Source organism: Nostoc sp. UHCC 0302 (assembly GCF_038096175.1).
Classification (GTDB): Bacteria; Cyanobacteriota; Cyanobacteriia; order Cyanobacteriales; family Nostocaceae; genus UHCC-0302.
Genome location: NZ_CP151099.1, coordinates 3,250,814 through 3,276,999 on the forward strand (window position 1 = coordinate 3,250,814; position 26,186 = coordinate 3,276,999).

The window sequence follows — 26,186 nt, forward strand, 5'->3', positions numbered from 1 at the left end:
GAATTACGTAGCTTGCTTCTCGCTTTTGGCGAGTATTACGAATTACTTAAGCCTTAACCGCGATTTGGTTGTATACAGAAAGGGCTTGAGCAACACATTGATCCATGTTGTAGTACTTGTATGTCGCTAGTCGTCCGACAAAATATACTCCTGGTGTTGTATCAGACAGCGCCTTGTACTGCTTGTACATTTCGTTATTTTCTGGGCGCGGTACAGGATAATAAGGGTCTCCCTCAGCTTGAGGAAACTCGTAAACAATGCTAGTTTTCGAATGTTCTTGACCAGTCAGGTATTTAAACTCAGTTACACGAGTATAAAGCTGTTCATTGGGATAGTTAATTACTGGCGCTGATTGAAACACTGAGGTGTTATGCGTTTCATGCTTGAACTCAAGTGAGCGATACGGTAGTTTTCCGTAGCGATAATCAAAGAATTCGTCAACTGGGCCAGTGTAAACCATCTCGCGGCAAGGTATCGCCTTCTGGATTTCCTGATAATCAGTATTTAACATTACCTTGATGTTCGGATGATTTAGCATATTGTCGAACATCCTGGTAAAGCCGTGCAGTGGCATCGCTTGGTAGCTATCGGTAAAATAGCGATCGTCACGATTAGTACGAGTCGGAATTCTGGCAATTACTGATTTGTCCAGTTCCGATGGGTCGAGTCCCCATTGCTTACGCGTATAATTCCGGAAAAACTTTTCATACAGTACTCGACCAACTTTGCTGACTACCACATCTTCACTAGTGCGGATATATTCTACGGGTTCAGCAAGTGATTTGTAAAACTCCTCGACCTCAAATGAATTGAGATTCATGCCATACAGCTTGTTGATGGTATCGAGGTTGATCGGAATAGGAACAAGTTGCCCATCTACACTAGCAAGGACACGATGTTCGTAAGACCGCCACTGAGTAAAGCGTGAGAGGTATTCAAAGACTTCGCGGGAGTTGGTGTGAAAGATGTGTGGGCCGTATTTGTGTACAAGAATGCCATGATCGTCGTAATGATCGTAAGCATTGCCACCAATGTGATTGCGCTTGTCTACAACCAGCACTTTTTTACCAGACTGAGTTGCTAAACGTTCAGCAATCACGCTACCAGAAAAACCCGCGCCGACAACCAAGTAATCAAAGACAAATTTTCTGGTAATAATATTTGGTGCTTGTTTACCAGTCGCACCTGTGGAGTTAACTTTGTCTTCATTATCGCGGGCAGCAATGGCAGAGTCTATAAGCTTCATCATCGATGCCCAAGTCCGATCCCAAGAAATCTTTTCTAAAAAGGTATCTACCCGATTCAACCATTCTGATGTTCTTATGTCTTCTTGCATTGCTTGTTCGGCGGCGGCGACGAATTCAGAAACTGTGTCTGCAATTCGTACCAGTTTTAAATCTCCATAAGGCCGCACTACATCTCGAATGCTAGTAGAAACCACAGGTCTACCTGCGGCAAGATACTCTGGAGTTTTAGTAGGACTAATAAAGCGTGTTGACTCATTACGCGCAAACGGCAGCATCGCCAAGTCCCACCCAGCCAAGTAAGTGGGTAGTTGTTTATAGTCTTTTCCACCGAGATAATGAATATTCTCATGCTGTGGTAGAGTTGCCAGATCAATTTTCACAACTGGCCCAATCATCACTAAATGCCAATCCGGACGTGCCTCGGCTATACCAGCAAGCAGTTCTATATCCATGCGTTCATCAATGACGCCAAAGAATCCCAGGCGAGGATGAGGAATATTTGCTTGATCTGCTGCTTCTTCAAGATTTCTTGCTTGGGCAAAGTGGGCTACATCTACGCTGCTGGGAAATCCATAGACGTTGGGGTGTTGGTTGACTTTACTTTCGTAAAGGCTTTGTCCTCCTGTAAATACCAAGTCTGCACGGCGGAATAGTTCAGCCTCGTATTTCTTTAAAGTGGGTGATGCTCCTTTGAATGCAGATAATTCATCCATGCAATCGTAGATAATTGCTTCTGGTTTTAAGTGCTGGGTAAAAGCGATCGCCATTGGTGTGTAATACCAACAGATATACTTATTGATGCTTTGCTCTGCAAATAAAACATCAATTAGCATTTGCAAGTCTGCATTGATCGCTTCCTCATTCAAACCTTGTGGTAAATGTGGTACAACAACCACTACCCCACTTTCATCTTGACTAACATCTAATCGTCCTAATGGTTCTTGGGTAAAAATTGGCTCTTCAATAAAGAATACCCGCTTTCCTTGAGCGCAGCGACTTAATAAATGTTGTGGTCTTTGGTAGACAAAATTCCAACGCAAATGAGATAAGCAAACTACATCAGGCGTATCATTAAAGGTTTCTGTTGGTTGAACATTTTTATTTGACGAATTTAAATTCAACAGTGATTTACCTGATGCTTGCGTTTCGTCTACTAGCTGCGATCGCTTTGTTTTACGCTGCTTAGACGAAACTATATTGCTAACACTGTTGCTTTTTATTTTCGCTTTCTCACTTGTCATATATGCTCTCGATCTCTAGTATTTTTGATTAAACAATTGTTAATACCTTTTCTTTATAAGCTTGTACCAAACTCTATGACACGAGATAGTTCTCTGCCCACATGGATATACGAACTATCGTTTGGTAAATCTTCATATCGAATTGGTAAAACCAATATTTTCATTTTCTAAACCCATTTTTATAAATACTTGTTTATTTAAATTTTTTCATCTACCAACAAGAATACAAAATTCAGTTGATAATATCAGTCTTAAGATAAATTGTTAAATAAAAATTTGATTTTTAACTCATCTAAAATAGATAGACAGACTATATGTCTTAATCTGACTTTTAGAAATTTATAATATTTAGATACTATAAATAACGAGTATACCACAATTAATGCTTTAATAAATGGTATTAAAATATATAAGATTTTCAATATGAAATATGCACAAAGGAGTCATTTAGTCTGTTCTTTTTCGTACATAGCAGCTAAAACTTAACTAAGCAAGAATAGGACTTATACAAGAATCTTTGGATCTCTGATTTTTAACCTACCCTTTGAGAACTCTTAACGGCTAATAAGAAGTGACTAAGCTTATAGCTGACGCTGCAAAAACGTGTCTATGTATCCTTTGTAGTTCGTTTTTTCATAATTTAGCGTCAGCCTTGAAGCAGTTAGAAATCAGAATTCAAAATCTAAATTAGTGGGCAATTGAAGCTCGTTAAAAAATAATCAGATATACTTAAAATTCTATAAAGAGTTACAAACCAAGGAAACAAATTAATACCACAGCGTATTTCAAGCTGATGAAGTATAAAAATTAGGTCTCAAAACCAAGCATAAAAACTGTTTTAATTCCCGATTTTTGCTTTTGGCTTTTGACTTCTGCTGTATGCAGCGAGCATAGTGGTTACCGTCAGTATTATCGTCCTAATTGTTACATAAATCAGGGTAATAATTGCATCAGTAGCCAATGATAATTAAGCAACTAAGGATAAATGCATCAATTTCGTCTAAAAATGCATTAACCTTGTATTACCTGGAATAAAAACCATTTTTCGTCAGTTTTATGAATCTTGCTAGTTTTTATTGCGTTTTACTCAATTTTAAAAATTGATTTAGTTAAATAATTTACAAATAAACTTTCTCTATAAAGACTTTATATAATAGATAGAAGGGTAAGCTTAGGCTAATTATTACCAACTATAATTCAAGGCATTTTTTTAAATGACCTGGCAAAAAATGGGGGTGTATGTGCCATAATGTCACGAGCCAGGAGTAATAATTATTTTCATACCTCCTCAACGCTTAAGGTGAGAGAGGTATGAATGTTGCTACGAAAAAATCTATTTTTATTGTCAGTCGCGGCACTAGCTTGACTCGACAGTAGAGTTTGCCGAGAAAAATTCTTGGTATGTTGACATAACCTATAGACACAATTGTTGAGTTGCAGCTAGGGAGGAATGTTAATGAGATTATTGAATTTGGAAAATGCTGAGGTTGAACTAGCCTCAAGTCCTGCTAATAAAGTTTTGGATTCAAAAACAACAGCACATCCGCGTCCTTTATTACAGCGATCGCACTGGCAAAGCTTAAATGGTCAGTGGAAGTTCGCGTTTGACGACCAGGGAAAGTGCTTTAGACCCGGTGATTTTAAGCAGTGGTTTAATCATATAGAAATTCCCTATGCTCCCGAATCTACCAAAAGTGGTATTGGTGATACTGGATTTCACCCAAACTGCTGGTACGAGCGAGAATTTCAGACAGATCCAGGAAAAGGTAAATTACTGTTGCATTTCGGTGCTGTAGATTATCGCGCTCGTGTGTGGGTTAACGGTGAATACATAGGTGAGCATGAAGGTGGACATACCTCTTTTTGCTTCGATATTACTCATGCCTTGAATGACAGTGGCATAACAAAAGTCACAGTGTGGGCGCAAGACGATCCGCAAGACCTCGCTAAACCTCGTGGCAAGCAAGATTGGCAGTTGGAGGCACACAGTATTTGGTATCCTCGTACCAGCGGCATTTGGCAAACTGTTTGGCTGGAGCGTGTAGGTGCGACTTATATAGATCATATTCAGTGGACACCTGACTTTGAACGGTGGGAAATTGGTTGTTACGCTGCACTTGCTGGGGATGTACCTGCTTCTGGCTTACAAATCAAAGTGAAACTGAGCGTTGGCCATAAGGTGTTGGTAAACGATACCTATGAAGTGTTCAATGGGGAAATTGGTCGCCGCATTTCCCTCAGCGATCCGGGAATTGATGACTGTCGTAATGAATTACTCTGGAGTCCAGAAAAACCGACGTTAATTGATGCTGAAATTCAGTTGTGGTGCAAAGACCAACTACTGGATGAAGTAAAATCTTATACAGCGATGCGAACCGTTACTATACAGCGCGATCGCTTTATGCTCAATGGTCGCCCTTACTATTTGCGGCTAGTGCTAGACCAAGGCTACTGGCCAGATACATTGATGACAGCACCCAGCGACGAGGCATTGCGACGCGATGTAGAACTAGTTAAAGCAATGGGTTTTAACGGAGTCCGCAAACACCAAAAAATTGAAGATCCTCGCTTTTTATATTGGGCAGATGTTTTAGGGCTGTTAGTATGGGAAGAGATGCCCAGTGCCTATCGCTTCACACCGAAAGCGGTAGAACGCATGGCACATGAGTGGACTGAGGTGATCAAACGTGATTCCAGCCATCCATGTATTGTGGCATGGGTTCCGTTCAATGAATCTTGGGGAGTGCCAAATTTAGTTGAGACGGCAGCTCATCGTAACTACGTATTGGCAATGTATCACTTGACCAAAACACTAGATCCGACTCGTCCAGTCATTGGTAATGATGGTTGGGAAAGTATAGATACAGATATTCTTGCTATCCACGACTATGAAACTAATCCGCAACGATTAGCACATCGCTATAGAGCTGATGTCCAGCTATCGGATTTATTGTCACGTAGCCGTCCTGGAGGACGCATTCTCACCCTCGATAACTATCCACATCAAGGGCAACCAGTGATGCTGACTGAGTTTGGCGGTATTGCCTATGCCCCTACTGATACACCAGATGCTGATAAAGCTTGGGGATATGAGCGTTGCTTCAATATCTCCGAACTAGAAATGAAATACGCCCAGCTACTCGAAACCATCAATAATACCGAGCTGTTTAGCGGATTTTGTTACACCCAGCTTACAGATACCTTTCAAGAAGCTAACGGTTTATTATACGCCGATCGCACACCCAAATTTCCCATTGAGGCAATTCGGGCTGCAACCCTTTCAGGACAAGGATTATGTACTCCCACAAGCTGTTAAAGCCCGATGGACGCAAGCTGACATTATATAGTCGCTACCCAATTTCTAGTCAGCTACAAGCTACTAGCCCTAGTAACGAGCCAGTGCAAGCAAACCCGCACCTGCGCTGGCATCCCCTGCGCGGCGAATGGGTAGCTTACGCTAGTCATCGGCAAGGGCGGACATTCATGCCGCCCCCAGAATATAACCCCCTCGCACCTACCAGCAACCCGGAGTTTCCTACAGAACTACCTCAAGGTAAGTATGACGTAGCGGTGTTCGATAACCGCTTTCCTTCGATGGCTCTTACGGCAAACAACCCACCTGATAGCATCGTGGAAACGTTACCTGCTAATGGAGCGTGTGAAGTAGTGGTTTTTACGCAAGATGCACGTGCTTCTCTCAGTTCCCTAGAAGTAGAACATCTCGATTTGCTGTTGTCGGTATGGGGCGATCGCACCCGCGAACTGGGAGATAATCCGCAAATTCAATACGTGCTGCCGTTTGAAAACAAGGGTATAGAAGTAGGTGTAACTTTGCACCATCCCCACGGGCAGATTTACGCCTATCCCTTTATCCCACCTGTTCCTGCACGGATGTTAGAAATGCAGCAGCAGTATTATCAAGAACATCAGCGGGGGTTACTGGAAGATTTAATTCAAAAAGAGATTGCAGACAATCAGCGGATTATTTATCAAGATGAGTATGCGATCGCCTTCGTTCCAGCGTGGGCGCGTTACCCTTACGAAGTATGGATTGCTCCGATAAAAGCAGTTGGCACTTTTACGGATCTTAGCCCAGAACAGCGTAGGGGACTTGCTAAGGCATTAAAAACTGTCACTCTCAAATATGACGGCTTGTGGAATCGCCCGTTTCCTTATTTAATGGCTTGGTTTGGCGCACCAACTGACGGACAAGCACATCCCGAAGCACATTTACACGCCGAGTTTTATCCACCATATCGCACAAGTGAAAGGCTGAAGTATTTAGCAGGAACAGAATTGGCAGCAGGGATGTTTGCCAATGATGCTTTACCGGAGGAGAAAGCAAAGGAATTACAAGCGGTAAGTGTAAATATTGAAATGCCGATTTCAGTATGAAAACCTAATTTTGAATGTAGAACCGCAGATGGACGCAAATGAACGCAGATCAATTTGATAATGATCTGTGTTTATTTTTTCTCATAAACTATGAGCGAAGAAGTCTCCAAGAAACTGGAGTTAATCAGGCAAACCCTATCTGAAACAAAAGCAGAGGGTTTACGCCTACGTGGTACAGACTGGTTTGCTTGGGCGACTGCTGGTGCTTCTAATACTGTGCTGCTGACTACTGAAACTGGTGTAGCAGAAGTATTAGTAACTGCCAAAGATGCGTGGGTATTAACGGATGAAATTGAAGCCCAACGCCTCAAAGATGAAGAACTGCCAAGTAATTTTCAGCTATATATCAACCCTTGGGCAGATGCTGTCCGCGAAGATTTTGTTCGTGATGCTACTGCTGGAAGAGAAGTTTTAAGCGATCGCCCTACTTCTGATCTAGAGCAGCCACTACCATCATCTTTACAAGCCCATAAACGAGTCTTAATGTCAAGCGAGCTAGAACGATATCGCCAAGTAGGGCAAAAAGCTAGCACAGCCATGACAGAGGTACTACAAGCCGCCAAACCTACTTGGACAGAATATCAGTTAGCGGGTGCAGGTGCAGAAGCATTGTGGACAAGAGGTTTGCATCCAGCGCTAACACTAGTGGCTGGCGAGAGACGCTTACCGCTGTATCGTCATGCTACCGCAACAGGAGAACAACTTGGACGGCAAGCGATGCTGGTATTTTGCGCTAGAGGATATGGTTTGTTTGCGAACCTGACTCGATTTGTTTGTTTTGGCGCACTCCCAGAAGAATCCGCGCAATTGCATCGTCATGTCCGGGAAATAGAAGCCCAAGCCCTATCTTTGTGTAAACCTGGAACTCCTCTGAATGCTATTTATCATGGACTAGCTCAAACTTATGAACAGCACGGTTTTGCTAATGCTATCCGCGAACATCACCAGGGAGGAACTACTGGATATCTAGCGCGAGAAGTTGTGGCAAATCCACACACAACAGATACTTTGGCAGAAAACATGGCTATGGCTTGGAATCCAAGTTTAGTAGGTGCAAAGATTGAAGATACTTTTGTCATCCTCAAGGATGGAAAGCTGGAAAACCTAACTTATGATCCTAACTTTCCTAGCGTTGAGGTAGAAGGAAGATTGCGTGCAGTACCTTTAGAAATTTAATCTACTACTCTGTCTGTAGTTGCGCTGTCTTTGAAGACAGCGCAACTACGAACCTATAAAATCAAACTTGACAGAATACTAGGATATTTCCATCTGCAAATTAGGAAACGGTCGAGATTAAATGAGTCTTTGCAGTATCGAGGGCTTTGAACATAGAGAAATTCCCCTCTAACCTCATGGGATAGGGAGGAATGATGGCTAAGGCCAGAGGATTTTTATAGATTTCAACCAAATTTACCAGCGGTTGAAGCTATGAGGAATGCTGCATACGTAAGGATGTAGCCAACGGTGAAATGAGCAACACCAACTAACCAACCTTGGACAATAGACAGAGCAACAGGCTTATCTTTCCAACGAACTAAGTTAGCTAACGGAGTGCGTTCGTGCGCCCAGACAAGAGTTTCAATTAACTCTTGCCAATAGCCACGCCAGCTAATTAAGAACATGAAACCAGTTGCCCAAACTAGGTGTCCAAAGAGGAACATCCAAGCCCAGACAGATAGATTACTTGTGCCGTAGGGGTTGTAACCGTTAATTAACTGAGCGGAATTAGCCCAGAGGTAGTCACGGAACCAACCCATGAGGTATGTAGAGTTTTCGTTGAACTGAGCTACGTTACCTTGCCAAATACCTAGATGCTTCCAATGCCAATAAAAGGTTACCCAACCAAGGAGATTCAGCATCCAGAACATAGCGAGGAAGAAAGACTGTTCCCAAGAGGAAGTTTGGCAAGTACCACCACGACCAGGCCCATCGCAGGGGAAGGTGTAGCCGAAGTCCTTCTTATCGGGCATCAGTTTAGTACCACGGGCATCCAACGCACCTTTGACGCAAATCAGGGTAGTTGTGTGCAAACCCAGAGCGATCGCATGATGAACCAAGAAATCGCCTGGCCCAATCGTTAAGAATAGGGAGTTAGTCCCAGAGTTAATCGCATCCACCCAGTTTGGTAACCAGACGTTGCCGTAGTTTGGCCAAGCTGTGTAGGCAATACTATCTGGATTAGATAGTAAGGTATCCATGCCATACAGCAATTTCCCATGAGCAGATTGGATAAATTGAGCAAACACTGGCTCAATCAAAATTTGCTTCTCAGGAGTACCAAAGGCAACTACAACATCGTTATGGACGTATAGCCCAAGGGTATGGAAGCCCAAGAATAGCGACACCCAGCTCAGGTGGGAAATAATCGCTTCTTTGTGCTTGAGTACGCGTTCGAGGACGTTACCTTTGTTTTGCTCTGGGTCATAGTCTCGTACCCAAAAAATGCCAGCATGGGCGAATGCACCAATCATCAAGAAACCAGCAATATACTGGTGATGGGTGTACAACGCCGCTTGGGTTGTGTAGTCCTTAGCTATGAAAGCGTAAGGAGGCAGCGAATACATATGCTGCGCCACCAACGACAGTGCAGTACCCAGTGCTGCCAAGTGTATGGACAACTGGAAATGCAGCGAGTTGTTATAGGTGTCGTACAGTCCTTGGTGCGGTAGGTTGAACTGACCTTCGGTTTGGATACCAAAGAAATTCCTGGCGTTGAGCATCTCTTTGATGCTATGACCAATACCGAAGTTAGTGCGGTACATATGACCGGCGATGATGAAGATGACTGCGATCGCCAAATGGTGATGCGCCATATCCGTCAGCCACAGCGATTCTGTTTGCGGATGGAAGCCACCCAGAAAAGTCAGAATTGCCGTCCCTGCACCTTGGGATGTTCCAAACACATGACCAGCCGTATCTGGATCTTGGGCATAGACACCCCAGTTCCCTGTAAAGAAGGGTGTCAACCCTTCTGGGTGAGGTAAGGTGGTGAGGAAATTATTCCAACGAACATGAATTCCACGAGATTCAGGGATAGCAACATGAATCAAGTGACCAGTCCAAGCCAATGCGCTGACACCAAACAAACCTGCCAAATGGTGATTCAGACGGGGTTCAGCACTCTTAAACCAAGCCAAGCTAGGACGGTACTTAGGTTGCAAATGCAGCCAACCAGCGAATAGAAACAATGCAGCTAATAACAACAAGAATACTGAACCCTGATAGAGGTCAGTGTTTGTCCGCATCCCAATGGTGTACCACCAATGGTAAACACCAGAGTAAGCAATGTTGACCGGGTTGTTAGCACCACCTTGAGTAAACGCTTCTATTGCTGGTTTACCAAAGTGAGGATCCCAAATTGCATGAGCAATTGGGCGAATATGCAGCGGATCTTTAATCCACTGTTCAAAGTTACCTTGCCAGGCTACGTGGAACAATAGGCTAGATGCCCACAGGAAAATAATTGCCACGTGACCGAAGTGGGTAGCGAAAATCTTTTGGTAAAGATTTTCTTCGGTCATACCATCATGGCTTTCAAAATCATTTCCCGTAGCGATCGCGTACCAGATTCGACGTGTAGTCGGATCTTGTGCAAGATCCTGGTTAAATTTAGGATATTTTGTGGCCATGTATTTTAGTCACATCCTCCTTAAACGCTTATGCAAATTGCTACTCATACTGAGCCAGCAATTTCTTGCAATTAAATCAACTGCCTTTTAGCCTTAAATTGGAGGTTAATCTAATAACAAAAACTGGCGAGTATTACGATAAAACACGCTTAATTCTTGGACTTACATCCTTGGTTAGGCAGTATGATGCAATTCATTCCTATTGAAGTAATAAACAAGTTTCTTACTATTACTTCCATCTAACTTAGGGCGGATTTAACTATAAAACGAGCTTGTAGCCTTCAACACATTTTAAATGGCGCAGATTATGTCAACTAATTAGCGATCAAGACAGCTTCATATTTAGCAAAGACTATATCAATTTTAAATATTTTGAAAAATGTTTACCAAAGATTAAGCTGCTTTTTATAGAGAAGTTGGTAAGTTCTGATGCCTACAATTTAAATTTTTTATGGGACTGGCTGTGGCTAATGACTTAAGGATTGATAATTCCGTAGTAGATAGCGATAATAAATAAGAAAATCGTCAATATAACCAGCGTAAAGCCATAACGTAAACGGGGGTCAGGTAAATCTTGACTAGTGATTACACTATCCTTTTGTACTTGAGTCTTAGACTCAGATTTACTTGGTTTTTTTGGATTCATATATTCAGGTGTGTTTTTTCCCAATGGAACATTATTTTCTGGGTTCCTTGTTTGACTTTCTTGTGATTGCATATGTTTTTGTGGCTCATATGCTGTCATATTTCCAGATATTGGCAAATAACTACATCGTTCTTGAGAATTACCTTGAGTGTACGAGTAGTCCTGTTATAAGGTTTATTTGATGTGAATTTTATTTGTAATGATAAATACTTTTTTTTAGACAAAGGCATCAACTTTGATTTTTAAGTTTTAATATAAAGTTAACAGAGTTATACTTTATGCTTAAACTCCTTACTTAAAATAAACCTACAAATGGAAATTTGGAAACCCAGATGAAAGATGACGTCGCGTCTCCATTAACCAAGAATAATTTTCACAACTTAGATAGAATTGTTTAGGAATCCGCCTTAATCTTGCTAGGAATATTGAGAGGCAAAATCTTATTCAGCAAGCTTTCAGTCAGCTTAACCTTTTAATTAAATAGAAGTTCTGCATATATGACTTTTCAACAAATATTCGGTAAACCACCTGAAACTCAAGCTAGTGCGCCAGGAAGAGTAAATTTACTTGGTGAACATACCGACTACAACGATGGCTTTGTTCTCCCAACAGCGATTCCTCAAAACACTACAGTACAGCTAGGTTTTAGCAGTGATGACAAGCATCACATTTATTCGGAAAATCTCCAAGAGCAAATTAGCATTTTAGACGTTGAGCATCCACCCTCTGGATTTGCAAGTTATATTTTTGGCTGTATTGAAGTTTTGAAAAAAGCAGGATACACAATTCCACCGCTTGCTTTATATGTCAATTCTTCCGTTCCTATGGGTTCGGGTTTATCTAGCAGTGCAGCTTTAGAAGTAGCAAGCCTTAGAGCAATTCGCCAACTCCTCAATCTCCCTATTGATGATGTTGAAATTGCCCAACTTTCGCAGCAAGCAGAAATTCACTATGCTGGCGTACAATGCGGCATCATGGATCAAATGGCTTCTAGCCTTGCTGACACCGAACATATCCTATTTTTAGATACCCGTACTCTAGAACGGCGTGTAATGCCTTTACCAACTGGAGCAGAAATTATAGTCATGGATAGCGGTGTGCCACGTACCCTTGCAAGTAGCGGTTATAACCAGCGTCGTGCTGAGTGTGAAGAGGCTGCACGATTATTGGGAGTCAAGGCACTGCGAGATGTAACTGATGTCAAGCTAACAGAAACATTACCCGAACCACTAAACCGTCGCGCTCGCCATGTGGTTACAGAAAATAACCGCGTCTTGGAAGTTTTGCAGGGAGTAACACCTGAGCGTTTTGGTCAGTTAATGAATGCATCCCATGCAAGTTTGCGAGACGATTATGAAGTTTCGGTGCCAGCACTAGATACATTAGTAGAAATTTTGCAGAACACAGCAGGTGTGTTTGGCGCAAGGCTAACAGGTGCAGGTTTTGGCGGGGCTTGTGTTGCTTTAGTGGCATCAGGTAAGGTGGATGCGAGGTTTGCAGCTCATGTTCTTGAGCAATACAGCCAATCAGGTTACACCGGACGCGTTTTAGTTCCTTCTTTGGGATTGAATGATGCAGCCTAAAGTTATTTATGGTAATGCCGCAGTTGAAGGGGCCAATCGCTGGGGTTGGTTTATGGGTCATTTTATCAGTCCAGATGACGACCCGCGGTCAACGGCAGTCCTAGAAGTAAAATGGGGTGTCCACAAAGCAGGAGATCAAAGAACTGAATGGGCAGTAAATAACGAAGCTACTACCATTTCCATCCTGATCAGTGGAAAATTTTGCCTTAAATTTGAGGATAGGGAGATTATTTTATCTCGTGAGGGTGACTACGTTCTTTGGTGTCCAGGTGAGCCACACTGTTGGGTGGCTGAGTCCGACTGTACTATTCTTACTGTTAGATGGCCCTCAAAGCCAAGCGATAGCGTAGCTTTGCCATTGTAAGATAGTAAGCAAAATCTGTACTCTGACAAACTTATAGTTTGTACTTTGTATTTTCAGAGTACGGGCATCGCAAATAGTTAGTAGATTATTATATTTCTCTTCTTTTAGGGCTTTAACGGCATCTAACTGCAAATGTCGCTGATTTTATCTTTTTATCTTTTCCTAACTGAAAAATAAAACTGATAGTTGCTTCTAGTTATAGTTATGGGTACGAGTAAATGTTAGATTTACTCAGTATAAAAAGTCAGCCAATTTAAGTTTTAAGTTTTGCGATCGCTTACCGTGGTTTTCCGCTCTATTAGTTATAGCCCGGTTAATAATTATGAATATTCATATCTGACAAAATTATTTGACATTGCTGTATTTACTAGATTCCTCAAACAATTTTGCTATAAAAATTGACAAGCCAATTTTGAATATGCTGCGCTATTATCGACAAGCGATCGCAAAAATTTGCTGTTAGAGTCTGATTGAAATTCGACTCTGAAATCATAAATTGGAGAGGATAACAACAATGGTTCAAAGTATAGGCGGTATAGCTAGCTACTCAGCTACCGACCTAGATCGATTTGCAGAAGAACTCAAGCGAGATGGAATTTGTATAATTCGCGGACTTTTTGAGCAAAAATTAATTGACGAGTGGGCGCAAGCTTTTGAAAAGTTATTTCGAGAGCGTCAAAATCAACCCGGCGGACTGGCTCCCCGTGAAGTTGCCCGCTATTATCTGACGTTACCTTGGGTTACCCCGTTTGCGAATGAGTTGGTTTTTGCTAACCCAGTGATTATGGCAGTTATAGAGCGCGTGTTTTTCCAAGAATACGTGATGGTGCAGTTGGGAGTTGATCTCCCGGTACAGGGTTCCGATTATCAAGAAACTCATCGGGACTTTCGCCCACTGTTCAGCGACCAGATTGTAACGCCACTTTACGCTCTAGCAGTCAACTTCCCCCTTGTGGAAGTAACTTCAGAGAACGGGCCGTTTCAAATGGCGCGTGGTACACATCTTTTACCGCGTGAAGAGGGACTAAGGAAGATTGCTACTGGTGAAATTCCCATAGAATCTTTCTATATGCAGCCAGGTGATGCGATTATTCGCTCACCTTTAGCACTGCATCGGGGTTCGCCAAATCGGACAAACCAGCCAAGGCCAATGGTAGTCATGGGCTACGCTATGCATTGGTTACACACGCCAAAAGTAGATTTGACTCTCCAACAAGACTATTATGAGAGCCTGCCAGAGAAGTTAAGGCAGATGCTCCGATGTCAGGTGGTGGAGCGCTTGCCTAAAGAAAAAGTTGAAACTTACGTAAATTTCAAATACTAGGACTTGTTATTACTTAAAAAAAGTAAAACGCTGCGGTTTATTAATCCACTATTTTAATCCGGTCACGCCAGTAGCCAGTAGCGACTGTCTTGATTGTCAAGCGCTCATTAACAAAAAAGCGAGGGTAGGAGGATTGACGCAACTGAGGAACGCAGCGCTAGATTCGACGGTGTTTGGTACGGTCTATAAGACTTGTGGCTTGTAGTCTAAATAGTCAAAGCCCGCACCAGACAATCCGCTGCGCCGCCGAATCTTCCTTAATTGCTGGATCTCTGGTGTAGGTAAAACAGCAGAATAAATTGACCCAAGGAATGCGATCGTTCACGAGTGAGACTAATTAAAAGTATAAAAATGATGAGGTCACTAAGCGTTAACAATTGGTTGTTTATAGTTAGAAATGCACCAAAGTAGATTATCTCTAACCATTGCATTTAAAATGATTAACATTTTATGAACGTAAGCAGTCAGAGCCAATTTTTTTGATTTACCACGCTCAACAAGGCGCTCATAAAAAGCTTTGATAACCGGATTATGACGCATAGCAACAACAGCACCCATATAAAGAGTGGCGCGAACACCATTAATCATCCGCTTACCTTTGTGTTGCCCGCTATCATGATTAATTGGTGCGACACCAACTAAACGAGAGATTTGTTTGGCGGTTAGCTTCCCTAGTTATGGTAAGTCAGAAACTAGGGTTGTAGAAATAACTTGACCAATACCAGGAGTAGTTTTGAGTAAATTAACTTGATCAATCCATTGAGTATTGTTTTGAGTCAATTCCTGAATTTCTTGATTGAGTTGTTTGAGACTACCTTCAAGATATTCAATATCAGCCTCAATATCTGCCAATGCTTTACCACAAGAACGTGAGCGGCGATTTTTTTCTGCTGTCTGCATTTCAACTAATTGTCTTCTACGACTAATTAATTCACTCAGTTGACGTGCTGTTTCTGATTCAATTGCTAACACTTAGGGTTTCATTGCTTCCCCAAAGTGTGCCAAAATTTGTGATCAATAGCATCCGTTTTGGCAAGCTTCCCTGTCGCTTTAGCAAAATCTCTGCCAAGGCGTGGATTAATTAATGCCACGGGTAACAAAGCGGCTTGTAATTGAATTACTAGTTCGACTTTAGAAAATCGCGTTGCTCCCGTGGCAATTCAGCTTTGTCAAAAACTCCCCCTGATCCACAAACATATATTCCTGTTGTGGACGACCCCAAGGCTTAATTCGGTTATCTATCCGGTCGAGGTTATCGACTATCACCACCAGTCCTTTTTTCCCTTGCTGCTTTAGTTTGGCGATCGCTGGTTCTAGTAATTCTCGATTAATCGCTTCCAGTAGTCTGGTTTTTTGTGACCCCAGGTACTGGTTGAGTTTCTCCCGCAGCATCGGGTTGCTTTTCGTCTTCGCCGTGATTTCTCCGTTACCTAGAGCGAGGGAGAATTTTTCTTTCCCCCCAGAGAAACCAACATCACCAACTGGTGTTTTTACTTTAAACCCCGTCACCTCGGAGTCGAGCACCCTCAATGCCCCTTGCAGCAGTTCATGGAATTTGTTCGGTTCAGAGAGCGTGATTTTCTCCAAGCTTTGGCTTACACGATGGGCGATAAGCGAAGCTTAAGCCTTCGGCGATCGCGAGTAGCACATCTGCAATGTCCACATCAGTCATTTCCAAGTCTTCGCTGGATTCAAAATACACTACATGGAATTCCAGCGCTTCGAGTTCTACCTCTAGCCTTACCAATTCTGTCGATTTCCCGCACCCGATATGACCAGTAAACAGGGTGCAGGTCGGTTCGTTCGCCTTGAAAAATGTAATTTTCTACTTCAGCTTGCCAATAATACCCCTCTTCTGTCACTCTCCGTAATAAGCAAGTAGTAAAGAAGCTAAATTATCTAGAAGCATAACAGAGTTTCAATTGATTCATTGTGGCAATTAAATGATTGAATCCCAGTAACAAATGTGAATTAGGGAAAATACTTAACCAGGGATAAATTAACCAAAATAGTAAAAGTGGTTGGATAATGAGACGCAGATTATTTAAAGTATTCTTCCATAGCCGTTCGCTGTCTTCGTCTCCATTGACGTAGCCTCTCACGAGTGGGAGAAGGAGAAGGCTTAAGCGAGAGCTTATCGCCTGCTCCAAAATCCGGTTGTTTGGCGTCAGTTCAACTTAAGACAGCAGCACGTAGCCTAAAGTAGTATAAATAAACTCATAAATTAACGAAAATTATCCTGCCGAGTGGTCAGAGCAAGCGCCATGCTATAAACCACCGTATTTGTACCTTGTGAGCGACAAAGGAAAGCAATCTTCTTTTCTATGTCAGGCGAACGCCTTGCCCAGACCACTACTGCTACCTTTACCAGAAGAGGTTGTAGTATAAGTCTTGAAAAGTTCAGAACGCCTTTACCCAGCGCACCGACACCAGTCAAGCCCAAGCCAGGAAACCCGCCCAGGCGACTGGCCCGACTTTTCGCACTTATCCCCCACTTACAGCCATTCTGACAAATGTATTCTGTAAGCCGAGTCACTTTTGGAAACACATGAATAACTATAGACCAAATCAATTTTTATTAAAATATCTTACTTAGACAAATTCCATAATTATCTCTTAAGAGAGAAACATTAAAGACAAGCACTCTCTCAAAAGTATACTGTCTTCTATCTAGAGGAGTATTTTAAGTAGTTATATAGCCCTTAAAGAACAAGCAAAAGGCTAGCCTATTAAACAATTTCAGACATGGCTTGAAAACAGAGAAACCAAGCGTAATTAAGATTACTAGTATCTATGACTGTCAATTAACATGGTAATGAAATTGCGAGTGTAAAAAGGTAGATAAAGAAGGAGAAAGCACTAGCATTAGGAACAGTACCATTTTGCTATCTAAAAACCATCAGTTAACAGCAATAAATAATTATCAAATGCTGAATAGATGCTTTTTTAAACTAAACCTCATTTATAAGAGCTTTTAATCGTTTATAACGCTGATTCTCTTGTGACCACTTTTGGCAAGCATCTTGAACGATTTTTATCTCTTCTGAAGTTAAAAGCTCATCCCCTTGTCCAGACGCTATAATCTTGGCTGCTATAACTGCTTTATGATACTCAACACCGTACTTAACCAGTTCTGTGCAAAATATTTTTTCTCTTTCTTCTATCGATGTAGAGTAATTACTTGACATTGCTCAAAGTATGTAAGACTTATTTTGAAACTACATCAATGAAAATAAATTTCCGTTTCAAATCCTACGATTTTTATAAATTTATAACTTCTCTCTGGAGATAGTTGCCTGTAAATATCTAATCTGTGTTAGAGCAGCAAGAGGACTGTAAAGGTTTAAGAATATCAACCCAGGAAAATATTAAGAAATAATTAAATATGATTTTAAATTTCTGGGATAACTAAACTTTTTCATTTTAGCCAAGTAAGGGGCTAGCTCAATGGCACGCTTGAGAACTACAAAACCTTGGTATGATTGTTCTCTAGGGTGTAAGGAAAAGAATAACATTTGAAGATGTAGCCATTTCCCAAACCCACACATAGTATGTGTTTTAGCCCTTAATTATTGCCTAAATAAATAAGGGTAACGGATTAACCGATACCCTAAACTATATTGATACAACTGGTTAAATATTACACCTCTACTACAACCGAGTCAATCGCATTGCTATGAGTCACAGACAATATAAGCAAGAGAATTCTGGCGTTTAACGCTAATATTGCTATTTTTTGAAGACAGGAAATTGTTCGATCTACTCCTATAGATAGGAAAAGAAGACGAGCTTTTACTACTTTGGGTTGAGTAGTTTAGTATACCTAATATCTTACCTTGTTAACTTGTACTGTAAAGAGCCGAAAGCGCTCTTTAATTGGTTTGTATCTAAAAATAAATACAACCTTAACTAGAAAAGGCGGTGAAATACTAGGCCCGATATGTTTGCACTGCTTTAAGCAGTCATGTTTATCCTTATTGAAGAAATAGGAGGCTCACATCAATGTTGGCATTTAGCGTCACTAATACCAAAGATAGTGGTACAGGTTCTCTACGGCAAGCAATCTCAGATGCTAATGCATCGACTGGACTTGACATCATCAACTTTGATGGAGTGTTCGCAGACAAGATAGCTGATACTATAACCCTTTCTGGTAGTAGTTTGCAAATCACAGATGATCTGAGTATTCAAGGCACAGGCGCAGACTTACTAACTATTAACGGAGATCATACAAGTAGTGTTTTTGAAGTCAGTAACGGCTTGAGTGTTGAAATTGCCGGGCTGACTGTTACCAATGGCTATAGTTCTAATCTCAGCGGTGGCATCGTTAATAATGGCACTTTAACGTTATTAAATAGTGCCATCAATAATAATTTTGGTTATTTCGGTAGTGGGATTTATAACTCTGGTTCTCTGACGCTATTGGATAGTAGTATCAACGAGAACTTGGGATACAAAGGGAGTGGTGTCTATAATTCCGGCACTCTCACAGTCCAAGACAGTACTGTCAGCAAGAATTACACTCAATCTGACGGTAGTGCTGGCGGCATCTATAACTCCGGCACTCTCACAGTCAAGGGTAGTACTATCAGCGACAACGTAGTAGTTAATGGGGAAGCAGGTGGCATCGAAAATTCTGGTGGCACTGCAATAGTAATTAACAGCACTATTAGTGGTAATCATTCATCTTACTCCGGTGCTGGGGTATACAACTCTGGAATTTTTAGCGTTCTTGACACTACCATTAGTGACAACCAAATCACAGTTAATAACGGTGGTGGTGGAATCTATAACTCTGGCACTCTCACAGTTGGCAATAGTACTATCAGCAGTAACTTGGCAGAAGCTGGTGGTGGAATCTACAATCAAGGGAAACTAGCACTGAATAACAGCACTATCACGCTCAATACTGCTTACAACTACTATGACAGTGGCAGCGCTGGTGGGATTGATAATTCGGAAAATGGCACTGCGGTAGTCAAAAACAGCATAATTGCCGGAAACTTTGACACACCAGACAACGATTCAACTAATACTACTAACCCTGACGTAGTAGGTAGCTTCAGCAGCAATAACTATAACCTCATAGGCAACTTAAATGGCACTAGAGGTTTTGATGCCACCGAACAACTCAACGTTGACATCAAACAGGTGCTAGATCCCAGCTTACAAATTAACGGTGGTAGCGTGAAAACTCATGCCCTTGTTACTGGGAGTAAAGCTATCAACACTGGGTTAAATGCAGATGTGCTTACTGATTTTACAGACTTAGATAATGACGGCAATACTACTGAGACCATACCCTTTGACGAGCGTGGGTTCAGCTTTAACCGCATTTCTAATGGAACAGTAGACATTGGTGCGTTTGAAACTGTATGAGAAGGAGTCAGAACACAGAATACTCTACCCTATATTGGGTAGTAGTCTGCCAAGACAACTTTGCGTTGTGGTCAACAAGGGAAGTAGGGGAGGCAACGGAGGAAAAAGAGTTACCGTTCATTAATTCTTCTCCCCCTGCTCCCCCTACACAGCAATTTTGGGTTGGTGAACTAGTAGAGTTTTTTTTTAAAGTCTGCAACGGGCTACGCCTACGCCTAAATTCCTGTCAATCAGCAACGATTAATGCAAATATTTTTCAGCTTTGTTGACAATTTAAGAATCTTGTTGACATGATACGTTTGCCCTGGGGGTGTAGAGGTATTGGGTGTTGGGTGTAGTGTTCTAGATAATTGAATGCGAGTGCGTCAAGGAGTTCAACATCTTCTTAATTCCCTACACCCGAACCTGCAACCCCACACCCTTTTATCCAAGAATACCAGGGATTTACGCTTTTCAAGCGTGCCATTCGGCTGTGCTTTCTTAAGTTTGCGTTGACTACAGAACACGTACATCTATAAAACACATACCAGCACGACGAGCTGCTTCTAAACCACCATCGCTATCTTCGTAAACAATACAATCTTCAGGAGCAACACCTAATCTTTCAGATGCAAATAAGAAAATGTTTGGTTCTGGTTTCCCTTTTTCTACATCATCAATACTTACAATATATTAAAAAACTCGTGTAGTTTAATATTACTGAGTGTTGCTTCAAGTACAACCCTCTCTCCACCTGAAGCAACCGCCATTGGAATTAAACCGTAATGCTCGCGAACAATTTCTGCAACAGCTTGAATTTCCTTAACTGTATTGATTAAGGATTGGTAATACCTTTGCCTTGAAGCTATTACTAATTCGGAATTAAACTCATAGCCAAAACTGGCTTTGAGTATTTCCAGCATCTCCTGTGCAGATGTACCACAGTACTTATAATACCAATCCTGATAAATATCAGCTCCAACCGCTTGTAATGATGCAGACCATGTTTGAAAGTGAACAGGTAAAGTATCTGCTAGAGTACCATCACAATCAAAAATCAATGCTTTATAAGGTGGAATTGGTGCAATTAAGTGTGGAGCCATAATTCAATGCTTTAGATACACCTAAATGCTAACGTCTACTTTGATTACTGTAGATTAAACACAGATACAATCGTTGCGTGAAACACAACTTTTGAAAGCAATGTCATCGAAAAAGTTGCTAGGTGGAGGCTCTTAAGAAATACATTCGGTAGCGTTAGAAATAGGGATGAGTTCTAAGCCAAAAGCCTGAGCCGCATCAAGCGGGCGCTTACTGCTCTTGAGCAGACAGCGCCTTGCGATAAACGATTTTGTCAGCGCCCGCTTGATAGAAGTCGCGTATCCGTGCTTCCTCCTCATAACCGCAATTGCGGTAGAAAGCTCGCGTGCGCTCAAAGTCCTGGGTCCCCGACGTTTCTATCAGCAGTACACGCCCGCCGCGTGCCATCAATGTTTGCTCAACGTAGCGTAGCAGGGTCGTACCACGTCCTTGTCCTTGGCGGTCGGGTCGGATAGCAATCAACTGTAGATTCCACGTTTGATCAGTCATCCGTTCCATCTCACAGTAAGCGATCCCCACCACCCCGTTGTCATCGTCGGTAATCCAAAAGCGTTCGGTTTTGTCGTCTGGTAGAGAATCGCTGTCGCTGCTACAACTGAAGTACTCGGACAGCATTTCGCCAAGCTCCTCAAGTTGGTTCGGTTGGAACAGTCCTGTTGCATCGGCTAAGGCAATCAGCGCGGTCGTATCATTGGGCATGGTCGGTCGAATCATCGCAAACTCCGTGTGCGTGTAAAATAGGTTCTCTCTGGAGAAAATATCACAACAGTTGTTAAGGAGCTAATGAATTTTATCAACGTACTACTCCATATCCTCATTACATAGCACGTCATCCGAGCGATCGCTCCCTCAAATATGGGGTGGGGAAGTTGCAACAGCTAATCAAATGCCCACAATTTGTGGACAAAATAAGGGTAACGGCTTAACTGATACCCACGTTCCTTACAAAACACCAAGCAAAGAATATTACAACTTTCTTTCCAAGTCAAACACAGCACAATTGGACAATCTCCCCCTGCTCCCTAAGTACCTCGACCATTTACCTTTTCTTAAGACTTGTCCGAAAATTCCAAAGCCAGACTGTTCAAAGCTTTGGGGCAAAACTTTGATATCTTCGTAAATACGTAATTATAAGGCTTTGAGATAGTTAGTGATAATTTAGAGGCATAAAAATTAACTCCTAATTTCTAAAAATTTATGATTTTTGCTACTAGCTAAGTTGGCAGAACTAAGCTACCAATTCTTAACCTAACTAATCCGCAAACTGTTAAAATAATCTGCTCATACGTCTCAAGCTTTAAGCGAAATCTTTGTGAGGCTATGCGGAATATTTTAAGTAATCGAATCAAATGTTCAATGAATATCCGATTACTAGATAAAGCCTTATTTTCATCTTTTTGCTGTTGAGTTAATTCTCGTTTTGGTTTCTTTTTATGAGGAGTAGTGATATTCTCACCTCCTTGAAAGCCTTTATCACCTGAAAAGGGTTGAGATTTATCAAATTTATTTTGAGATTGACGAAACAATTTTATATCTGCTGTTGGCCCAGGAACACCTACTTCTACCTCTACAATATCTTTGCCTTCTGGTATGCCAATTATCAGACTTTTTAATGTATGTTGTCTCTTCTTTCCAGAAAAATATTTCTGTTGCTCTTTTTGGTCAGAATCCCTATATATTGGCTGTTCTAAGCTATCGACTAATAGCCTAAAATTTGTTAATACTTCTTGAACAAATAGTAAATCACTTTCATTATTTGATACTTGTTCTAATAAACTAGCAGGTAATATATCACGAAGAATTGGTATCCAGTCGTGAAATGTATCATTAGCTTCGGTTTTGGAAACACCAAATAGCATTCCTAATACTTGGAATGTTGGCATCTGTCTTAGATAAAATAGACATAAACATACTTGTTCTTCGGTTGATAACTTTTCGGGACGACCACCACCAGCCGCATTAATTCTAATTTTATGACTCTCTTGTTTAGCTTTGATGTATCGATTTCGTTTTAAGGCGCAATTTAGCAGTGATTGCAATTGTTCGTAACTAATCCCTAAAATCTGTTTTGTTCGTAGTGGATACTTTTGTATATAATCTAAAATCATAACTAATTGTGGAAAATGGTAGACGCCCAATCTAACGTTTTACCATTTTTCTTTTCCTAAGTTAATATTTCGGACAAGTTTAATGGTTTACATTCGCCACTGAAGCGGCATAAGATCATCACCCCGAATAACTCCATACAGGGACGAGTGCGATGGCGTACCCGCCCACCATAGGTGATTGCTCCATACCTGAAGGAGCGCACAAGTAGTCAGCAACTCACACAAAGCGTCTCTGAACTGATAAGTACAATCAATCTTTATTTTGAAAAGCAATTGCTCTGTTCGTAGTGCAAAGAGAGCAGCAATCACTAGAATCACAGAATAATCAAGCTTCTGGGCTTGTTCAACTTAGTAGCCGCTGTAGCCCCCACTCAAATTAAGGCTACTAAAGTCAAAGCTACCATAGCCACGACCGTAGCCACCACCAAAATTGAGGCTACCAAAGTCAAAGCTACCATAACCACCATCGTAGCCACCACCAAAACCAAGACTACCAGAGTCAAAGCTATAGCTACTAAAAAATTCGCCGCCAGTTTGAAGCTTCTGTTCTTCAGTAGATAAATCTATAAGGAATTCGGATTGGATCACTTTAACTGATATCATTGTTTACCTCAATTTTGTACATAAGTGTTGTACAAATGTACAAATACGTAAGACCTACGCTTTTATTTATAGATATATTTTTCAGAAATTTAATGATTCTTGAGTCAGAAATAATATATTTAAATATATTACTTTTGGATTAAAAAATATTTTTAAAATTAGATCAAGAATAATTAATTAAAATTAATGTTCAAATCTATCTTTTTAGACATAATACCGGAATTTTTGTCTTTAAGAATAGACAACTTCATACCTATAGTTAAAGCTATATCTACAACAGGCTACGCTTATACGTTCTCCTCCAAGCAGTCTGCACCCATACAACAAACGGCAAGATGTGCGAGGATTTGGTTCTAATTTACTGTATTGTGGGATATCCTACCCTGTGTAACCCGAATGAATACTCTAGAAATGCGCCGACACCTCAAAAAAATTGAAAAACCAGTTCGTAAGAAAATAGAACTAATCCCGCCACCAGAAGACAAAATTGCACCTTGAATTATTGACGGTGCGATGGTGCTATAAATTTATTTCCCGGCTCAAAATCTTCGCAGTATCACCTCACATCATCGCCACTCTTTGGCTTGAATATTTTAAAAGTTAACGGGAAAACTATTGTTTCTAATACTCCATAAGCATTAACTGATACTAGACCATTTTCTACTTTACCCAAATTTCCTATGTATTGTCTCGATACGTAATCTGTACTGTGTCCTTTTTTCTTGTCTCCGGTTTCATCTATTACTAAAATAAATGATTCTCCTTTCAACATTGATAATGTTATAGACAATCTCCTCTCCCTCAAGGCTTTAATCTCCCACGGGGATTCAGTTAAAAAATGATGGGGAGCATCCCAGTTTTTTGCAAAGAGGGCGAAAATCAGTCAGGATAATTAAGATGAGTGTATTTACCTACCGATGACCCCAGAACAAAAGCAAGCCCTCCAAGAACATATTCAAGCGATCGCTAAAATATTGTACGAAGACACGTCACCAGAAAGGCTAACCAGTCTTGCAGGAATAGAACAAGCAGTGCGGAGTCAAATGCTTTGATCACGTAATGCCAGAAGTAGGGGTTTTTTTATCGAAACGGTTACAGGCACAAGTGCAGGGTATCGACGACGAATGAAAAGTATTTTGGGAGAATTGTCAATCACAAGTAAAAGCGCAGAAATTGGAAGTCCCTTCTAGCAATCAACTGAGCCGGTATCTGCAAATTTGTTGTCTACGCGTGAGTGCCAATGTCAGCTATGAAGATGCAGCATCAGATATTGAATATTTCACAGGTGTGCGAGTTTCTCACAGCAGTCAACAGCGATTGGTACACCGCCAAAACTTCGATTTACCGAAGCAAGAAGACAAAGTTGAAGAATTAAGCGTTGATGGTGGAAATATTTGTGTCCGCACTCAATCAGGTGAAATAAGCGCATGGCTGGGCTATAAAGCGATTAGCTTACATCACCATGAAACCGTGGGAACGTCTTTTCAAAATAATCAGGTTGTAATTGATTGGGTTAATCGCCAACAACTGGATAGTACAGTCACTTGTATTGGTGATGGACATGACGGCATTTGGAATATTATTGACCAATTAGCACGTGATGTACAACCTCGAGAAGTACTGAATTGGTTTTATTTAATAGAAAACCTTTACAAAATTGGAGGTTCACAAAAACGCTTGAAACAGGCACAAGGCTTACTTTGCAATTAAATCTATTTTTTGTTTGTATGCTGTGGATTAATTGCTGATGAGTATTATTTAGCACCTGAAAAATAAGTGCTCATTGTATTCAGCGAGACATAGCTTAAGCTGTTGTTTGCTGTAGAGTCGCATTAATGAGATATTATCTAACCTCGCCTGCACTTGGGACGGGGTTTTACTTTTGCAGTCCAACACCCGCCCCATTAGCTGGACAACCTTGTGTTAACGCTTCTTGCCCTGTGGCAATACCTGTTGATTCTGTGGTTGCAGAGATGCCCTCGCTTCTGCTTTCGAAACTGCGGGTAATGCTGGTACAGTCTTGTTTGCGTTATCTGCCCAGCGTTCGTAAGTTTCGTTGGTCACCCAATGCAGAGTTGTCCCATCTTCAGCGCCACTGCGAATCATCTCTGCTGCTTCTAATGCATCCCTTTCAAAATCAGATTCCGGGTTGCGGTAACTCCACTGAATGAACCAGTACGTTCCAAGCGCTCCTTCCACTTTCTGGAACTCGGCACAGAAGATGTAGTTTTTGAGGACAGATGCGATCGCCGCATAGCAAAACTCCTTCGGATCTCCTGGCATCCCTTCTTCACACCACTTTTGGAAGGCACGATGGGCGAAGTGATTGTACAGTGCGGCGAATGAGTCTTTACTGCGACGGTGCATTAAAAAACAAAGCAGCATTGAGACTGGCCCCTTAAACTGGTCTTTGAGTTCACCCGCTACCGGAATCACCCACAGTTCAGTAAACGGCTCGTTGGTAAAGTTTTCGTTGATTGTGAATAAACGGTCTGGACGAGAGATTGCAATAGCGAAGTCTGCTTTATTGCCTTTGAGATAACCGCCTGCTTGTGCCTGTAGAATTGTGAGTTTCGGGGAACAATCG

At 41.5% G+C, this 26,186-nt stretch carries 20 protein-coding genes and 4 pseudogenes; 8 read left to right on the forward strand and 16 right to left on the reverse strand.

Annotated elements, in window-relative coordinates:
* Positions 1 to 46: 46 nt before the first annotated feature.
* Complete coding sequence (glf, locus tag WKK05_RS14005; protein WP_341530264.1) at positions 47 to 2,488, reverse strand: UDP-galactopyranose mutase; 2,442 nt, start codon at positions 2,486 to 2,488, stop codon at positions 47 to 49.
* Positions 2,489 to 3,944: 1,456 nt separating this feature from the next.
* On the opposite strand from glf, the gene WKK05_RS14010 reads away from it, so the two are divergent.
* From WKK05_RS14010 to WKK05_RS14020, 3 genes are all read left to right on the forward strand, one after another.
* The gene (locus WKK05_RS14010; RefSeq protein WP_341530265.1) at positions 3,945 to 5,804 is read left to right on the forward strand and encodes a glycoside hydrolase family 2 TIM barrel-domain containing protein; all 1,860 of its coding nucleotides are present in this window, start codon (positions 3,945 to 3,947) and stop codon (positions 5,802 to 5,804) included.
* Positions 5,783 to 6,883 (forward strand): galactose-1-phosphate uridylyltransferase, encoded by a 1,101-nt coding sequence (galT, locus tag WKK05_RS14015; RefSeq protein ID WP_341530266.1) that lies wholly within the window; start codon positions 5,783 to 5,785, stop codon positions 6,881 to 6,883. Before WKK05_RS14010 ends, galT begins: the two co-directional genes overlap by 22 nt.
* Before the next feature lie 90 nt (positions 6,884 to 6,973).
* Entirely contained in the window at positions 6,974 to 8,059 is a 1,086-nt protein-coding gene (locus WKK05_RS14020) for a M24 family metallopeptidase (protein WP_341530267.1), read from the forward strand.
* Between the two features lie 224 nt (positions 8,060 to 8,283).
* On the opposite strand, the gene psaB is transcribed toward WKK05_RS14020, so the two are convergent.
* Both psaB and WKK05_RS14030 read right to left on the reverse strand, forming a co-directional pair.
* Positions 8,284 to 10,512 carry a photosystem I core protein PsaB gene (gene psaB, locus WKK05_RS14025; RefSeq protein WP_341530268.1) on the reverse strand — a complete coding sequence of 743 codons (2,229 nt, stop codon included), beginning with the start codon at positions 10,510 to 10,512 and terminating at the stop codon, positions 8,284 to 8,286.
* 475 nt (positions 10,513 to 10,987) lie between these two features.
* The gene (locus WKK05_RS14030) at positions 10,988 to 11,257 is read right to left on the reverse strand and encodes a hypothetical protein (protein WP_341530269.1); all 270 of its coding nucleotides are present in this window, start codon (positions 11,255 to 11,257) and stop codon (positions 10,988 to 10,990) included.
* 398 nt (positions 11,258 to 11,655) lie between these two features.
* Between WKK05_RS14030 and galK the strand changes: the two genes are divergently transcribed.
* From galK to WKK05_RS14045, 3 genes are all read left to right on the forward strand, one after another.
* On the forward strand, positions 11,656 to 12,741 hold the full coding sequence (gene galK, locus WKK05_RS14035) for a galactokinase (protein WP_341530270.1): 1,086 nt from the start codon (positions 11,656 to 11,658) through the stop codon (positions 12,739 to 12,741).
* Positions 12,728 to 13,105 carry a signal peptidase I gene (locus WKK05_RS14040; RefSeq protein WP_341530271.1) on the forward strand — a complete coding sequence of 126 codons (378 nt, stop codon included), beginning with the start codon at positions 12,728 to 12,730 and terminating at the stop codon, positions 13,103 to 13,105. Before galK ends, WKK05_RS14040 begins: the two co-directional genes overlap by 14 nt.
* Before the next feature lie 514 nt (positions 13,106 to 13,619).
* Positions 13,620 to 14,429 carry a phytanoyl-CoA dioxygenase family protein gene (locus tag WKK05_RS14045; protein WP_341530272.1) on the forward strand — a complete coding sequence of 270 codons (810 nt, stop codon included), beginning with the start codon at positions 13,620 to 13,622 and terminating at the stop codon, positions 14,427 to 14,429.
* A gap of 363 nt (positions 14,430 to 14,792) precedes the next feature.
* Here the strand turns inward: WKK05_RS14045 and WKK05_RS14050 are convergent, their stop codons facing one another.
* The 6 genes and pseudogenes from WKK05_RS14050 to WKK05_RS14075 all read right to left on the reverse strand — a co-directional run bounded on the left by WKK05_RS14050 (position 14,793) and on the right by WKK05_RS14075 (position 17,617).
* The gene (locus WKK05_RS14050) at positions 14,793 to 15,080 is read right to left on the reverse strand and encodes a transposase (RefSeq protein WP_341531087.1); all 288 of its coding nucleotides are present in this window, start codon (positions 15,078 to 15,080) and stop codon (positions 14,793 to 14,795) included.
* A gap of 24 nt (positions 15,081 to 15,104) precedes the next feature.
* Entirely contained in the window at positions 15,105 to 15,401 is a 297-nt protein-coding gene (locus WKK05_RS14055; RefSeq protein WP_341530273.1) for a hypothetical protein, read from the reverse strand.
* Positions 15,402 to 15,581: 180 nt separating this feature from the next.
* Positions 15,582 to 16,281, reverse strand: a pseudogene (locus tag WKK05_RS14060) (ATP-binding protein); the annotation flags it as partial.
* Positions 16,282 to 16,324: 43 nt separating this feature from the next.
* Positions 16,325 to 16,489: pseudogene (locus WKK05_RS14065) on the reverse strand (IS701 family transposase); the annotation flags it as partial.
* Between the two features lie 164 nt (positions 16,490 to 16,653).
* Positions 16,654 to 16,965: a hypothetical protein gene (locus tag WKK05_RS14070; protein WP_341530274.1), complete on the reverse strand. Its 312-nt coding sequence runs from the start codon at positions 16,963 to 16,965 to the stop codon at positions 16,654 to 16,656.
* Positions 16,966 to 17,380: 415 nt separating this feature from the next.
* Positions 17,381 to 17,617 carry a hypothetical protein gene (locus WKK05_RS14075; RefSeq protein ID WP_341530275.1) on the reverse strand — a complete coding sequence of 79 codons (237 nt, stop codon included), beginning with the start codon at positions 17,615 to 17,617 and terminating at the stop codon, positions 17,381 to 17,383.
* An 814-nt stretch (positions 17,618 to 18,431) separates the two neighbouring features.
* On the opposite strand from WKK05_RS14075, the gene WKK05_RS14080 reads away from it, so the two are divergent.
* Positions 18,432 to 19,808 (forward strand): choice-of-anchor Q domain-containing protein, encoded by a 1,377-nt coding sequence (locus WKK05_RS14080; protein ID WP_341530276.1) that lies wholly within the window; start codon positions 18,432 to 18,434, stop codon positions 19,806 to 19,808.
* 495 nt (positions 19,809 to 20,303) lie between these two features.
* On the opposite strand, the gene WKK05_RS14085 is transcribed toward WKK05_RS14080, so the two are convergent.
* The 6 genes and pseudogenes from WKK05_RS14085 to WKK05_RS14110 form a co-directional block, all read right to left on the reverse strand.
* Positions 20,304 to 20,477, reverse strand: coding sequence for an HAD-IA family hydrolase (locus WKK05_RS14085; RefSeq protein WP_341531088.1), 174 nt, complete (start codon positions 20,475 to 20,477; stop codon positions 20,304 to 20,306).
* The gene (locus WKK05_RS14090; RefSeq protein ID WP_341530277.1) at positions 20,471 to 20,890 is read right to left on the reverse strand and encodes an HAD family phosphatase; all 420 of its coding nucleotides are present in this window, start codon (positions 20,888 to 20,890) and stop codon (positions 20,471 to 20,473) included. The genes WKK05_RS14085 and WKK05_RS14090 overlap by 7 nt, the downstream gene beginning before the upstream one ends.
* A gap of 208 nt (positions 20,891 to 21,098) precedes the next feature.
* A complete protein-coding gene (locus WKK05_RS14095; protein ID WP_341530278.1) occupies positions 21,099 to 21,602 on the reverse strand; it encodes a GNAT family N-acetyltransferase in 504 nt (167 codons plus the stop codon).
* Positions 21,603 to 22,102: 500 nt separating this feature from the next.
* Positions 22,103 to 22,996 carry a transposase family protein gene (locus WKK05_RS14100; protein WP_341525207.1) on the reverse strand — a complete coding sequence of 298 codons (894 nt, stop codon included), beginning with the start codon at positions 22,994 to 22,996 and terminating at the stop codon, positions 22,103 to 22,105.
* A 348-nt stretch (positions 22,997 to 23,344) separates the two neighbouring features.
* A complete protein-coding gene (locus tag WKK05_RS14105) occupies positions 23,345 to 23,599 on the reverse strand; it encodes a hypothetical protein (protein ID WP_341530279.1) in 255 nt (84 codons plus the stop codon).
* A gap of 577 nt (positions 23,600 to 24,176) precedes the next feature.
* Positions 24,177 to 24,443, reverse strand: a pseudogene (locus tag WKK05_RS14110) (transposase); the annotation flags it as partial.
* A 73-nt stretch (positions 24,444 to 24,516) separates the two neighbouring features.
* On the opposite strand from WKK05_RS14110, the pseudogene WKK05_RS14115 reads away from it, so the two are divergent.
* Positions 24,517 to 25,300: pseudogene (locus WKK05_RS14115) on the forward strand (ISKra4 family transposase); the annotation flags it as partial.
* 222 nt (positions 25,301 to 25,522) lie between these two features.
* On the opposite strand, the gene WKK05_RS14120 reads toward WKK05_RS14115, so the two are convergent.
* A complete protein-coding gene (locus tag WKK05_RS14120; protein WP_341530280.1) occupies positions 25,523 to 26,035 on the reverse strand; it encodes a hypothetical protein in 513 nt (170 codons plus the stop codon).
* Between the last annotated feature and the right edge of the window lie 151 nt (positions 26,036 to 26,186).